This window comes from Psychrobacter phenylpyruvicus DSM 7000 = NBRC 102152 (genome assembly GCF_000685805.1).
Lineage (GTDB): Bacteria > Pseudomonadota > Gammaproteobacteria > Pseudomonadales > Moraxellaceae > Psychrobacter > Psychrobacter phenylpyruvicus.
Genome location: NZ_JMKP01000005.1, coordinates 102165 through 115526, shown reverse-complemented (window position 1 = coordinate 115526; position 13362 = coordinate 102165). Strand labels below are relative to the sequence as shown.

Below are 13362 nucleotides of genomic sequence, written 5' to 3'. Positions count from 1 at the left end.
AATAAGTAACTAGATTATGTGTGCCAAGCCAACTCCTCAGCCAAAACTGCCTAAGAAGCCCTCCAAGCGGGCAGCGGATGACGCTGAATCAACTTTTGAGATAAGTGCTGAGTTACAGCAGCTATTGCTGCCAGTAGAGCAGTGGTTGGCGGAGTTGTCTGTCAGACAGATGTCAGAGCACACTATTGAGGCTTATTATGCTGGCCTGTATCAGTTGGCAAGCTTTTTGGAGGGGAGCAAGCTAACTTGGACACGCTGTGACAAACGGCAATTGGCCAGATATATCGGTCAGCGCTTGGATGTGGATGCTTTGGCCATCTCTAGTGTGCAACAAGAGTTATCGGCCATTCGTCATTTCTATAGTTGGCTTATTGATCAAGGTGAAGCTCGGATAAACCCTACCACAGGATACCAGCTCAAGAGAGCGCCACGCCCTCTGCCAAGTATAGCGGATGGCGATTTGCTGACTCAGTTGTTAGAACAACCCATGCCAGATACCCCCGAACAAGCGAGGCTTTGGGTGCGCGACAAAGCTATGTTTGAGCTACTTTATAGTAGTGGCCTACGGGTAGGGGAGCTGGTGGGGCTTAATGTCTCTGATTTACGAATTCATGAGTCTGGTGAGCGAGGTGAGGTGAGAGTTACCGGTAAGGGCAATAAGACGCGTTTGGTACCTGTGGGTAAGCAGGCGCTAAAAGCCATTACCACCTACCTTCCTCATCGCTACCTCTGGGAGGAGCAAGGAGACACTGCGTTATTTATTAGTGAAAAGCTGGGTACTAGATTGACCACGCGCGCGGTGCAGCAGCGACTAAAGATTGCCGCCAATCGTGCTGGCATTGCCCAAAATATGTATCCCCACCTACTGCGCCACTGCTTTGCCTCACATATGCTATCCGGTAGCGGTGATTTGCGGGCGGTGCAAGAGATGCTGGGCCATAGCGATATCAGTACCACTCAAATTTATACTCACGTAGATTTTGCCAAATTAACTCAGGTCTATGATAAGGCTCATCCTCGCGCTTCTCATAACAAGCGTGGAGATTAGGGCGTGGAGACTAGGGTAAGTTAACTAGCTCCAGCTATTAGTTAGCATTATTAGGCCAGTCTGTGACAGTTATGAATGGGCATATTTTGGCGCCAGGTCTGCTGTTTTTCGGCATCGAAAGCGGTGGTGATTAGCCCAAAGTCTTCAGTCAAGTTAGTTTGCTCAGTTTCCTTCACCCAGTCACCATTGGCGTTGGCAAAAGCGCTATGGCCCCAAGTCTCACGGCTACTGTCTTTTGTGTAATGGGTGCCGCCTTGTGCTGATCCGACTACTAAGCATTGAGAATCTAAAGCGCGGGCTTGCAGCAGAAGTTGCCAATGGGCTTTGCCTGTCTGATAAGTAAAGGCGGACGGAGCAGTAAGAATATCTGCCCCTGCCTGTCTAAGTCTTTGGGCTAAGGCAGGAAAGCGCAGGTCAAAACAAACCATCATCCCGATAGATAAGATGCCTGAATTTTTATCTTGGACATTACCCGATGGGTGCAAAAACTCTTTATTTAAATTCTTCATATCACACTGAGCGATAACTGTGGTGTCACCAGGCTCAAAAGTTCGACCCTCATCATAGCTGCCGGTATCGTCTGCTACTTGAGCACGAAATAAGTGAATCTTGTCATAACGGGCCAGACGCTTACCATCAGGAGCAAATACCTGACTCACTTGTCTTAACTTATTGTCTGCTACCACAGTACCATCTGGACGATAGGGACAGGGTAGTGTGCCTGCAACGATAAATAGTTGATGTTTAAAAGCTAAATTGGCATACCAACTCGACAGCTCATCAAAGCGTTCAGAGAGCTGCTTTTGTCCTCCCATACGGCAAGCGTTTTCTGGCAACACGAGTAAGCTAACTTGCTGCTGGCTTGCTGCAACAACTGCTTTTTCGATGGTCGCCATATTGGCTTCAATATCAAATTGACTGTTTAACTGCACACATCCAATGTTAAGTTGAGTCATAGCTACCTACTTTCTTTTGTTTTTGTAAATTATATTGATAGGGTATTAAGAGGATACCAAAGGTATGATTACCTTAGTTGTTATGCTTAAGTTATTAGACTTAAGCTATTGGCTTATTAGAGTAGCACGGAAAGAGTAAGCAATCTATGGGCTGCCAATAAGCCTAACCTATAAAAATAAGCCTAATTGTCCAACAGTAGTTTGGGCCTTTGTTTCAAGAGATACCGCAGCCTAATCCCTATTTATAACAATAAATCGTTTACTCTGATAGCCAGTTGAGGTATTTTTTTATGAAGGTTGGTGGCAAAGTTTTATCCTCTTACAGAGAGTAATTATGTCATTATAGTCAAGGTTATTTGCTACCTAATCTGAAAAAATAATTAATAAAACCTTATACTAAATGCCCAAAAGCTTTCTATACCCAAACCTATAGCTAGCAGCCAACCAAAAAATAAAACATAACAAACTATCGAGAATACAACGACCTATGATGAGTTCCTCTTTTAATTTAGGTGTTAACCTATCCACTGCACAAAAGCTGACCCCACAGATGCAGCAGGCCATCAAGCTACTGCAACTTTCAAGCTTAGAGCTTGAGCAAGAAGTTCAAATGAAGCTAGACAGTAACCCTTTACTTGAGCGAGTAGAAGAGGACGAAATTAGTGCTGAAGACTTTAATAGCCTTGAAGAGCTGACTCGACTAGAACTAGATGCGGAAGCTCAAAAGGAGATTTATCAGTTGTCCAATGATCATGCTGAGGGCTATGAGAATGATGACTATGAGGCAGAGGGCAGCTATGAGACAGTGGATTACGATGAGTATGGGTATGACACTGGTGCAGATTCGCAACAGACAGCTAAAGGTGACTTGAGTGACTCAGCAGAGGACGATCAGCAAAATGTGATGGAGATAAAAACCAGTAGCAGCCTACAAGCGAATGAAAATAAGAACAGTGAAACTGAAGGTCAGACGCTAGGGGAGCTGCCTATTGATACCGGCTGGGAGGATGTGTTTACTCATGGAAGCACTGCATTAGCCCGTCCAGATACCCAAGGTATGAGTGACTATCAAGGTGCAACCTCGGTCACTTTACAAGACCACATACGTTGGCAGTTGAACTTTAGCCATTTAAATCAGCAACAATCCTTGATTGCCGACTATTTGATAGACGCTATGGATGAAAGCGGCTTTATTCAAGTAGATATGGCGGATTTAAAAGCAAGCTTTGATGAAATGGCCAGTTTTTATGGTTGGGAAAATCGCATCGAGTATGAGCACATAGAAGCTGTAATTCAATTAATACAGTCTTGCGAGCCATTGGGTGTGGGAGCCAGAAGCTTAGCAGAGTGCTTGCAAATCCAACTACGCAGCTTAGAAGAAACTGTGCCTTATCGAGAGCAGGCACTGCGTCTGTTAGATGAGCATCAGCTACTGGTAGCGAATAATATCAAAGAGTTAATGCAACGAACCGGCCTCAAAAACAGTGATATTGGCCCCAGTTTAGAGTTAATTCGGACCTTAAGTGCTGCCCCTGGATTGGCTTTTTCTAACGCACAGCCTGATTACGGTATACAGCCTGAAGTCTACGATATCCCTGATGTTTTGGTATATTTGGTTCATAACTCAGAGTCAAAACAAGGGGTGTGGAAAGTGGAGTTAAACCCTGAGACTTTGCCAAAACTTAGAATTAACCAAGAGTACGCCAGTCTTATTAAACGCGGTGATGACAGCCCAGACAACGTCTATTTACGGGATAACTTAGTAGATGCCAAGTTGTTTATCCGTAGTATTGAAGAGCGCAATCAAAACCTGCTGAAGGTAGCAACCAGCATTATTAAGCTACAACAAGACTTCTTATTGCAGGGGCCAACAGCTATGAAGCCGCTTATTCTAAAAGATATTGCAGAGGAGGTCGGGCTGCATGAGTCTACCGTTTCTAGATTGACTACCAGCAAAAGTATCTTAACGCCGCAAGGCCTATTTCCACTAAAACACTTCTTCTCATCGCATGTCTCCAGTGATCAAGGTGATATTTCCTCTACGGCCATTAGTGCCATGATACAGGAGTTGATACAACAAGAAGACCCCAAAGCCCCTTTATCAGACAGTGCTATAAAAAACCTTTTACAGCAGCAAGGGATTGATATAGCCAGACGTACGGTAGCCAAATATAGAGAAGCGATGAATATCGGTTCCTCTACTCAAAGGAAAGTTAAGTTCTAAAGAGTAGGTTTTAGAAAACAGGTTTTAGAGAATAGTTTTTCAAAAAAAACGGTAAAAAATACAAGAGATTCAGAAATATTTTAACAAGCCATTATCAAAGTAGTTGAAGCCAGTATTAGTATGGCGAGAACTTATTTTTAAAATAAAAAAATTTCAGATTATATAGTATTTATTTCTAAATATTAGTTATTTTTACATTTATTTACAACAAACATGCTTGTGCAATCCTTATTTTCGTGGCAAATTAAAGTTATTCCAACCCATGTTGACTAGCACAGAAGTTGGAAGCAAAAGTAAAATTAAGATGGATTTTTAATTTTACTTGAAACGATGATACCCAAGCTACACCGTTGAGTTTGATTTTAATTAACCAGACGGGTTAAAAAATAATCAAATAAAACAAGGGTATACCTAACGACTTAGACAAAAAACTAATGACAGAGCCTTATTTTGGAAGGAATTACCATTAGGTCAGTCATTAATTAAAAGTCACTTTGAGTCAGCAAAAGCTGCTCAATTCATAAAAAGGATGTAAGCATTATGAACATTTCAATTACTGGCCATCACATCACAATTACTGACGCTATGAAAGATATGGTTATGGACAAGCTTTCAAAAGTTGAGAGACATTTTGACCAAATTCAAAGCATTAAAGTGATTCTATCGCTAGACAATAACCGCAGCGATAATAGCAATAGTGGTAAAAATAACCACAAAGCTGAAGCACTTATGCGAGTAGCTGGTCAAGAAATGTTTGTACAATCATATGATGACGACATGTATAAAGCCATTCATGAAATGGCAGATAAATTAGACCGCCAAGTGCGTAAATATAAAACTCGTATCGATCGTAAAACCCGCTCTTCTAAACGCAAACAACGTCTTGCGCTACCTACAACAGAGCCAGTTGACGAATCTTACGCTTATTAGGTCAACCCATACTTAATCTCAAAACTTAATTTTACAATATAAAATAATATGAATGTAAAAAGCCCTTATCCAAATAGGATAAGGGCTTTTTAGTAGGTTTTCTTTTTTAGCCTATAGTTTTTGGTTGCTAAATCACGGCCTATTTACATATCTAGCCGTTAACCCCCGCCTACGGCTTGAACCACCTCAATAACCATATCTTGTTCAACGTGGGTCGCCGCCAGTTCAGATTTAGGGATTAATTCCCCATTAATCTCAACAGCATAACGTCCTTGCGTTAATTGTAAGTCATCTAGTACAGCCTGCACAGTTACCTGTGCTGTCTGTTGTTTTTCTCCATTAACAGTAATTGTATACATTTTTTCCTCTATAAAATCTTATCTAAAAAATAACCCAAAACATTGCCTTTTAAATTTAGAGCAGATGGCTTTAACTGGCGGAGTGTCTTAAAGTAGTGACCGCCAACCAGATCCAACCGATAATCATCAGTGTACCACCAATAGGGGTGATGGCTCCAAACCAGCGCGGTGCTCCAAGAGTCATGGCAAATAGACTGCCTGAGAAAATAATCAGCCCTATCTGTAATAGCCATGCCGTAGTTGAGGTGGTATAGCCAAGCTTAATTAAAATACTTACTAGGAGTAAACCTAGAGCATGATAAAAAAAGTATTGTGTCCCGGTTAACCACCAAGCCATTTGTTCAGGGGAGGCAGTGGCTTTAATGCCGTGAGCACCGAACGCTCCTAAAGCCACAGCCAGAGCTAAGTTAACAGCTGCGATCGAAGTCCAGTTCATATCAGTTATACCTTATAGGTTATAAGTCGTCTTCACTGGGCATAATGACGCTATCGATGGTCATTGCCTCTCGGATTTTATCCATGGCATTTTTTTCGATCTGACGTACCCGCTCAGCAGAAATATTGTAAACAGCAGCCAGCTCATGCAAAGTGGATTTTTGCTCAGACAGCCAGCGCTGTTCAACAATATCCCGCGAGCGATCATCTAAAGTATCCATAGCCGTCATTAGCGCATTAGTAGTATTTTCTTCCCAGTCAGCATCTTCTACCATTTCAGCAGGATCAACACCATCTTCCAAGAAGAGCTGCGGAGCATAGTGCCCGTCTTCATCATCAGTTGACTGAGCTTCAAAAGAAGCGTCATAGGAAGTTAGTCGTGACTCCATTTCCAGAACCTGCTTGCGGGTCACATTTAAGTCAGCTGCAATCGCATCCGCCTCTTCTAAAGTTAGCTGGTTGTTGGTTTTCTTTAAGCTGCGTAAGTTAAAGAAAAGCTTGCGATGCGCTTTGGTAGTTGCCACTTTCACAATGCGCCAGTTACGAATAACAAACTCGTGAATCTCAGCTTTAATCCAATGCACAGCAAAAGAGACCAGACGCACCCCTTTATTTGGGTCAAAGCGTTTTACCGCTTTCATCAAGCCTAAGTTACCTTCTTGAATCAAATCTGCTTGCGGCAGGCCATAGCCTGAGTAACTACGTGCAATATGAATCACAAAGCGTAGATGCGACATAACTAAAATGCGCGCAGCTTCAACGTCACCTTCATTGTAGTATCGATGAGCAAGCTCTTGTTCTTGTTCAGGAGTTAAAATAGGGATCTGCTGCACCGAGTTCATGTAAGCACCAAGATTGATGCCTGGCGCTGACAAATTCACAGGCATAGCCGGGACCAAATCACGAGTACTGGTATTGGGGTATTCGCTAACCCACTCTTCAGTTTGTGCGACTTCTTGGGTTAAGATATCGTCATCTAGCTCATCATAGGGCAAGTCATCCTCGTCCATGTCTATGATTTCTAACGGCTCGACATCCTTGGAATCCACTGGTTTCGCCGTGTTTTTTTTATTTGTTTTAGGAGTAGCCATATTTTGACCTTCAAAGTAATAACTTTATTGAGATCTATTGTAAAGGATAGCACCCCCTAGTTACCATTCGTTTTGGTAATGATGAGGTGAAAGATTGTATCGAGTTTTTCTAAACTATCGGTAGATTCCTCATTGGTGGCGGTACTCAGTAATAACTGCAACCCCGCTTGTTGGCAAAATGCGGCCAAATCCGTTTGAGAGTTGGGGTCTGTAGCTAGAATATATACACTCTCTGAGGGCTGTACTGAGCGCAGTGCTACCTTGGTTTTTAATAAAGGCATTGGACAGGCCATGCCTCGGCCATCGACCAAGGCAGATATGGTTAGCTGTGGCGTGGCTGCCTTAAGACTCTCGAGGTCGCTGTTACTAAGAGTGTCAATGTAGCTTTGTACCAAAGCCTGATGCTCACTATTTTCTAAACTAATATTTATCATAGAAGGCCATTTTATTTAGTAAAGGTATTAATTAATGAACGCAAATAAAAGTAATATTCAGCGAAAAGAGTAACTATTATAAAAAATTACACCGCAGATAAGAGGGTATAAGGTTAACCGGTTAACATGTTATTATCAAAAGTGGGTTTAATAATGATGGCTAATAGCTGAAATTCAAGCCGCCCTCTCAATACTTTAAGACTACTAATAAATTTTAAGACTGCTAATAAGTTACGGACAATAATTTAAGGAATAGATACTTGCTCTCTTTTCAACCCAAAAATCAAGACAAATGGTCTGTATTTAAGCTGCCCCTCAAGATTATTAAGCAGAAGGTGGCGGTGTCCGGTTTCTTATTGGTTGGGCTAGCTGTCATGGGTCCCTCGGCCATAGCTAAGATTGAGACAGATCATAGCCAAGTTGGTTATCAATGGTCTGCAACCACGCCCTTCTTTTCTGGCTCAAGCCTCAAGGATGCTCCCGAATTTAGCTTACCAGAGTTGGGCAGCGGGGGTGGCCGCTTCATTGAGGTCAACAAGCATAAAGCTTTGGGAGAGTGGTCGTTACAGAATCTGGGGAGAAGTGCGCCTTTAATTAATGATCCTTGGTCGCAAGAGCAATTAGAGTCTATGGCTTGGAAAATTAATGCTCAAGCTCGAAATCAAGCCCCATTAGCTTTACTGGTAATTAATAATACCAGTATTAATGCCTTTGCTATTCCAGGTGGGGTGATGGGTATCCATACGGGGACCGTCATGGAATCCAATAACTTGGATGAGGTTGCCAGTGTCATTGCTCATGAGGTGGCGCATTTAAGTCAGCGCCATTACGAGCATCGAGATGAGGCTAGCCGAAAAGCACTGTTGATGCAGATTGGCGGCATACTGGCAGCCATTGCGGCTTCTGCGGCAGATGGTGATGCGGCAGCAGCGGTGATGATGGGCAGTCAAACTGTAGCCTTGAATGCGCAAATGGCGTTTAGCCGCAGTAATGAACGTGAAGCGGATCGTATTGGGATGCAATTAATGGCAAAAGCAGGATACGATCCTAGAGCCATGCCTAAGTTCTTTGGTACTTTAGATCAAAAGACTCAGTTAAATATGAGTGATAACGCTTATCTACCAAGTTTTATTATGACTCACCCTTTAAGCTCTGAGCGGCTGAGCGAGGCACAAAGTCGGGCCAATAGTTACCCAACCTTGGGGCTGGACAGTCAGCGTCACCAACTTAGTTTTGAGATGCTGAAGTGGCGACTCAAAGTGTTATCCAATCAGGCCACAGAAAATGAGCTCGTAATCACCGCTACAAAAAATAAAGGAGCAGAGCTGGCTTTGGCTTATTGGTACGCCAAGCAAGGTCGCTATCAAGAGGCCCAAAATAGACTCAATAAACTAAAGCAAACGGCGATAACTGCTTCTGCTGCAGAAAAAATGAACTTTGATATTTTACTGGCCATTACTGAAGCTCAGATTGCAGGTTTGCAAGACAAATGGCAGCTGGCTGAAGAATCCTTGACCCCTTATTACAATCTTTATCCTGAGCGTCGGGATCTTAAGTTGTTAATGGCTGACGCTTGGTTACAGCTGGGAAAATATAATGAAGTTGTCAGTTTGATGAAGCCTATTGTACAAAGTAGACCTCATGATTTAGAAGGCTTGTACCGTATCCAGCGTGCTTATGAATTGATGGCTATTGAGAGCAAAACCAGTGCGAATGGGGCTGCTACACAAGCGTTGGTTAATGAGATAGCAGCGGTAAATGCCTTACGTTATCGAGCTAAAGGTGAGTTGTGGCGGGGCAAATATAACGATGCTTTGGTGTCTTTACAGCAGGCAAAAAAACAAGTTGAAGATTTAAGCACTAGCGCCAATACAGTTACTTTTAATCCCAAACCTTTATTAGCCAATATCAATAATGAGATGGCAGAGGTAAAAGCAGCCAGAGACTTTCGCCCCTAGCTGCTATTATTAATTACACTGTTATAAATGTAATTAGCCTCCTATAAATAATAGGACCCACAACAAGTTAATTAGGGATTATCCCATTAAAGCTTTTTTTACCAGTTGCGACATTACCGCTGGGTCAGCACGGCCCGCAGTTTTTGACTTTAGGGCTCCCATAACTTTACCCATATCTTGCATTGAGCTGGCACCTTGAGCCGCTATTTCTTCATTGATGAGAGTAGCCAATTCTGCTTCACTCATTTGCTGTGGCATAAATTCGTTGATGATATCTATTTCAAACTGCTCTTTTTGAGCTAAATCTTCACGACCATTATCTTGGAACACGTTCAAGGATTCTTGGCGCTGTTTCAGCTGCTTCTGTAAGATCTCTAATACCCCAGCATCATCCAGCTCAACTTTGCGATCAATTTCAATTTGTTTGATCACCGACTGTACGTTGCGTAATACTTTTACTTTTTCTAATTCACGGGCTTTCATTGATGTTTTTACTTGTTCGGTGATGCGATCTTTTAAGGCACTCATGGCTTCTTCCTATTTTGTTATGGTTATTAGGTCTTTCATTAGTATCGGCTAATACTTAGTATTTTACCGTTATAGTTTTGCTATAAAATAATTTTTATATAAAATTTTAGCACAAAAAAACCACCTTGATTATGGCGCTCCAAGCATGGCTGCGAGGTAGACGACAAAATAAGGTGGTTTTTTTAATCAATCACCAAAACACTGGCGTTTTGGTATCTCTAAATTCAGCTAGCTCTAAGCTAAAATAGGTTGAGCTAAACTGAGAAGAGAGCTGATTAGTACATACGAGTTGTACGGATAGACTCGCGCTGTAATTTCTTTTTGTAACGTTTTACGGCTGCTGCCTTTTTACGCTTACGCTCTTGCGTTGGCTTTTCGTAAAACTCGCGCTTACGGACATCAGATAAAACACCAGCTTTTTCGCAGGCACGCTTGAAGCGACGGATAGCGATATCAACAGGTTCGTTCTCTTTAACCTTAACTGAAGGCATGCAGACTCCTTAAATAATAAATTGTGGAAATTAGAGACTAGGGACATTAGCAATGCTGTGTCATTGGTATTAGCCGTAATGTCTCATGGGGTTACGGCATCAGCTATTGCTAGGATAAAATCATTCATTCTATACAAATGCTAGAATAAGAGCGAGATTATACTAAATTTACAGATTGATGTCAAGCATGGTCACTCAACGCCTTTGTAAGAAGACAGTGCCAGTTGTTATAGAGGTTAATTTTTACAGGCGAATGTGAAACAGTCGAGTTAATAACATAGGGCATAAGTCTTAAATAACACAGAGCATAAGCCTTAATAGTTAAAAATATGTTTGAACAGTAAACTGAAGGCAGCTATAATTAACATTAAACATTCATTTTAAATGAATGATAATGAGGGGTTTGTAGATTGCATCACAGTTTTGACATTACTTAATGATAGGCTGAATGAAAATCTTATACTGGAGATAGTGACTCAGAAAGGGTTGTGATATTATTATCTAGTAAAGTTAACTTAACTATATATAAGGGACTGTTAGACTTGCGATAAGTCGCAGTAATTTATTTTCTATATCCCTTATATTAACAACCCTTTTAGGAGTAACAAATGTCATTAACGGCTCTTCTAAGCAACAAAAAAGTGGCAGTTCGTACCACAACTTTAGTTTCAGTTATGCTTGGTGCTGCTCTAACTTTGACTGCATGTGGTGATAAGGATCACGAAGTGAAAGCGGTAGATAGAGTAGATGAAGCGGCTGAGCTGGCTAGAGCAAACGCTCCTGAGCCTGAGCCATTAGCTGCTGAAGATATCGTTGAGGTTGAACCTGCTGCAGATGCAGCAACTGCTGAAGAGGGAGCTACAGATGCTCCTGCTACAGAGGATGCGGCTGCAGAAACAACTGCAGATGCTGAAGCATCTGAGGCAACAGCTACTGAAAAAGCTGCAGAGGAGCCAGCCACAGAAGAAGCGGCTCAATAATATAACGCTTACCTAAGTTAGATCTAAGTTAAAGGCATTTAGACTTGAGTTAAAAGTAGGTCTAAGTTAGGGGTGTCAGTTTTTTACTGAGTTTGTGGCTTGAACAGTTTTTTATCTTAAAATTTAAAAAGCTAATATGAGGGTTCTCATGCTAAAAATAAATAAACAACAAGATGGTAAAGACGGGCTGGCACCTTTTAGTAAAGCAGGGCTGCTTTTAGTGGGTATCTTAACTTTAGGCATGGTAGTAGGCTGTGGTGGTGAGACTGAATCTGAGACGGTAGCTGAGCCTGCCGCCAGTGAAAGTATGGCCACTGAACCGACTACTGAAGTGGCAGAGCCCGAAGTAGAGCCTGCGACAGAGCCGGTAGCCGACGACGTGGCACAGCCAGAAGCTGAAGCAGCCACAGAGACTGCAGAGTCAGATGCTAGCACTGCGGCTGCTCCTTTATCAGCAGAAGCAGGTGCAGAGTTGTATGAGGCCCACTGTAAGCTATGTCACGAAAAAGGTCTGTTAAATGCACCGAAGTTTGGTGATGCTACAGATTGGGCACCTCGCATTGCTCAAGGTAAAGAGACTTTATATAAGCACTCAGTAGAAGGCTTTAAGGCTATGCCACCTCAAGCTGATAATGGGGTGACTGTAGAGCAAGTTCACGCTGCAGTAGATTATATGGTCGATCAAGCTAGCTAAGGCTAAAAACACCCTTGATAATCTGCTAAAATACCGCCACTGTGTAGACATCGTGGCGGTATTTTTTTTGTCATAATTGTCATAATTGTCATAATTGTCTTCATTAAATATAAGTATCTGTATCAAAATAAGCCGATGGTGGGCAAAAATAGACGACACAACACTTTAATTATCAAACAGTAGGTGCGACTTGAAAGTTTTAGGTTTAGAAACATCATGTGATGAAACAGGGTTGGCCATCTTTGATAGCGAGCTTCTTGCAGCAGGTAAAAGCGGTCTACTAGGCCAGGTTCTGTACTCTCAGATTGAACTGCATGCCACTTATGGGGGCGTGGTGCCTGAGCTTGCCAGTCGTGACCACATTCGCAAGTTGGTACCGCTACTTGATGAGCTATTGACTCAGTGCAATATCAGTAAAGAGGATATTGATGCCATTGCCTTTACCAAAGGGCCGGGTCTTATTGGGGCTTTAATGACAGGAGCACTGTTTGGTCGTAGCCTAGCTTATGGATTAGGAGTGCCAGCTATTGGGATTCACCATATGGAAGGGCATTTACTGTCCCCTTTATTGGGTCCTAATCCCCCCAAGTTTCCTTTTGTCTCTTTGTTGGTGTCAGGTGGTCATACGCTGTTGGTGGCTGCTCATGCCATAGGTGAGTACGAGATTTTAGGTGAGAGTATTGATGATGCGGCCGGTGAGTGTTTTGATAAAGCGGCTAAAATGCTAGGTTTGCCTTATCCTGGTGGTCCTAATGTGGCGCGCTTGGCAGAAAATGGCGATCCGTCAAAGTATGATTTGCCTAGACCCATGTTACACCGAGGATTAGACTTCTCTTTTAGCGGTATGAAAACAGCCGTGCATAATCTGATTAAAGATACCCCAGGATCAGATACAGATGAGCAGGTCAGAGCTGATATTGCCGCCAGTTTCCAGCATGCTGTGGTCGATACCCTAGTTAAAAAGTGCGTTAAAGCTTTAAAACAGACCGGCATGAAACAATTGGTTATCGCAGGCGGAGTGAGTGCCAATTTACACCTGCGTCAAACATTAGAACAAGAGTTGGCAAAAATTCAAGCCACGGTTCATTACGCACCATTAGAGCTGTGTACTGATAATGGGGCAATGATTGCTTACGCCGGATATCAACGTCTACAAGCCGGTCAGAGTGACGATTTGGCAGTCAGCTGTGTACCAAGATGGAACATTAGCGACTTGCCGGCGTTGACATAGTTC

The 13362-nt window shown here is 42.5% G+C and carries 14 protein-coding genes; 7 read left to right on the top strand and 7 right to left on the bottom strand.

Features of this window, described 5'->3' with window-relative positions; all coding sequences use genetic code 11:
- Positions 1-16: 16 nt before the first annotated feature.
- The gene (locus tag G561_RS0103530) at positions 17-1048 is read left to right on the top strand and encodes a tyrosine recombinase XerC (RefSeq protein WP_028858318.1); all 1032 of its coding nucleotides are present in this window, start codon (positions 17-19) and stop codon (positions 1046-1048) included.
- A 50-nt stretch (positions 1049-1098) separates the two neighbouring features.
- On the opposite strand, the gene G561_RS0103525 is transcribed toward G561_RS0103530, so the two are convergent.
- Positions 1099-2004 carry a nitrilase-related carbon-nitrogen hydrolase gene (locus tag G561_RS0103525; RefSeq protein WP_028858317.1) on the bottom strand — a complete coding sequence of 302 codons (906 nt, stop codon included), beginning with the start codon at positions 2002-2004 and terminating at the stop codon, positions 1099-1101.
- Positions 2005-2491: 487 nt separating this feature from the next.
- Between G561_RS0103525 and rpoN the strand changes: the two genes are divergently transcribed.
- A complete protein-coding gene (gene rpoN / locus G561_RS0103520; protein ID WP_081794355.1) occupies positions 2492-4228 on the top strand; it encodes an RNA polymerase factor sigma-54 in 1737 nt (578 codons plus the stop codon).
- Between the two features lie 540 nt (positions 4229-4768).
- Positions 4769-5158, top strand: a complete 390-nt coding sequence (hpf, locus tag G561_RS0103515) for a ribosome hibernation-promoting factor, HPF/YfiA family (protein ID WP_028858315.1) — start codon at positions 4769-4771, stop codon at positions 5156-5158.
- Positions 5159-5316: 158 nt separating this feature from the next.
- Here the strand turns inward: hpf and thiS are convergent, their stop codons facing one another.
- From thiS to G561_RS0103495, 4 genes are all read right to left on the bottom strand, one after another.
- Positions 5317-5517 (bottom strand): sulfur carrier protein ThiS, encoded by a 201-nt coding sequence (thiS, locus tag G561_RS0103510; protein WP_028858314.1) that lies wholly within the window; start codon positions 5515-5517, stop codon positions 5317-5319.
- 70 nt (positions 5518-5587) lie between these two features.
- Positions 5588-5953: a DUF423 domain-containing protein gene (locus G561_RS0103505; protein ID WP_028858313.1), complete on the bottom strand. Its 366-nt coding sequence runs from the start codon at positions 5951-5953 to the stop codon at positions 5588-5590.
- 19 nt (positions 5954-5972) lie between these two features.
- Positions 5973-6839 (bottom strand): RNA polymerase sigma factor RpoH, encoded by an 867-nt coding sequence (gene rpoH, locus G561_RS0103500; RefSeq protein WP_201586253.1) that lies wholly within the window; start codon positions 6837-6839, stop codon positions 5973-5975.
- A 260-nt stretch (positions 6840-7099) separates the two neighbouring features.
- A complete protein-coding gene (locus G561_RS0103495; protein ID WP_037031570.1) occupies positions 7100-7477 on the bottom strand; it encodes a sulfurtransferase TusA family protein in 378 nt (125 codons plus the stop codon).
- A gap of 260 nt (positions 7478-7737) precedes the next feature.
- On the opposite strand from G561_RS0103495, the gene G561_RS0103490 reads away from it, so the two are divergent.
- Positions 7738-9435 carry a M48 family metalloprotease gene (locus G561_RS0103490; protein WP_227674006.1) on the top strand — a complete coding sequence of 566 codons (1698 nt, stop codon included), beginning with the start codon at positions 7738-7740 and terminating at the stop codon, positions 9433-9435.
- Between the two features lie 78 nt (positions 9436-9513).
- Here the strand turns inward: G561_RS0103490 and G561_RS0103485 are convergent, their stop codons facing one another.
- Both G561_RS0103485 and rpsU read right to left on the bottom strand, forming a co-directional pair.
- A complete protein-coding gene (locus tag G561_RS0103485; protein WP_028858309.1) occupies positions 9514-9963 on the bottom strand; it encodes a GatB/YqeY domain-containing protein in 450 nt (149 codons plus the stop codon).
- 275 nt (positions 9964-10238) lie between these two features.
- Positions 10239-10454: a 30S ribosomal protein S21 gene (gene rpsU / locus G561_RS0103480; protein ID WP_007394316.1), complete on the bottom strand. Its 216-nt coding sequence runs from the start codon at positions 10452-10454 to the stop codon at positions 10239-10241.
- A gap of 608 nt (positions 10455-11062) precedes the next feature.
- Between rpsU and G561_RS0103475 the strand changes: the two genes are divergently transcribed.
- The 3 genes from G561_RS0103475 to tsaD all read left to right on the top strand — a co-directional run bounded on the left by G561_RS0103475 (position 11063) and on the right by tsaD (position 13359).
- Positions 11063-11434 carry a hypothetical protein gene (locus G561_RS0103475; RefSeq protein WP_028858308.1) on the top strand — a complete coding sequence of 124 codons (372 nt, stop codon included), beginning with the start codon at positions 11063-11065 and terminating at the stop codon, positions 11432-11434.
- Positions 11435-11582: 148 nt separating this feature from the next.
- Positions 11583-12128: a c-type cytochrome gene (locus tag G561_RS0103470; protein ID WP_063226660.1), complete on the top strand. Its 546-nt coding sequence runs from the start codon at positions 11583-11585 to the stop codon at positions 12126-12128.
- 190 nt (positions 12129-12318) lie between these two features.
- Positions 12319-13359, top strand: a complete 1041-nt coding sequence (gene tsaD, locus G561_RS0103465; RefSeq protein ID WP_028858306.1) for a tRNA (adenosine(37)-N6)-threonylcarbamoyltransferase complex transferase subunit TsaD — start codon at positions 12319-12321, stop codon at positions 13357-13359.
- Positions 13360-13362 lie beyond the last annotated feature (3 nt).

Excerpts from the sequence above, each read along its gene's own strand:
- G561_RS0103530 (WP_028858318.1), top strand. The coding sequence starts at position 17 with ATGTGTGCCAAGCCAACTCCTCAGCCAAAACTGCCTAAGAAGCCCTCC.
- G561_RS0103525 (WP_028858317.1), bottom strand. The coding sequence starts at position 2,004 with ATGACTCAACTTAACATTGGATGTGTGCAGTTAAACAGTCAATTTGAT.
- rpoN (WP_081794355.1), top strand. The coding sequence starts at position 2,492 with ATGATGAGTTCCTCTTTTAATTTAGGTGTTAACCTATCCACTGCACAA.
- hpf (WP_028858315.1), top strand. The coding sequence starts at position 4,769 with ATGAACATTTCAATTACTGGCCATCACATCACAATTACTGACGCTATG.
- thiS (WP_028858314.1), bottom strand. The coding sequence starts at position 5,517 with ATGTATACAATTACTGTTAATGGAGAAAAACAACAGACAGCACAGGTA.
- G561_RS0103505 (WP_028858313.1), bottom strand. The coding sequence starts at position 5,953 with ATGAACTGGACTTCGATCGCAGCTGTTAACTTAGCTCTGGCTGTGGCT.
- rpoH (WP_201586253.1), bottom strand. The coding sequence starts at position 6,839 with ATGCCTGTGAATTTGTCAGCGCCAGGCATCAATCTTGGTGCTTACATG.
- G561_RS0103495 (WP_037031570.1), bottom strand. The coding sequence starts at position 7,477 with ATGATAAATATTAGTTTAGAAAATAGTGAGCATCAGGCTTTGGTACAA.
- G561_RS0103485 (WP_028858309.1), bottom strand. The coding sequence starts at position 9,963 with ATGAGTGCCTTAAAAGATCGCATCACCGAACAAGTAAAAACATCAATG.
- rpsU (WP_007394316.1), bottom strand. The coding sequence starts at position 10,454 with ATGCCTTCAGTTAAGGTTAAAGAGAACGAACCTGTTGATATCGCTATC.
- G561_RS0103475 (WP_028858308.1), top strand. The coding sequence starts at position 11,063 with ATGTCATTAACGGCTCTTCTAAGCAACAAAAAAGTGGCAGTTCGTACC.
- G561_RS0103470 (WP_063226660.1), top strand. The coding sequence starts at position 11,583 with ATGCTAAAAATAAATAAACAACAAGATGGTAAAGACGGGCTGGCACCT.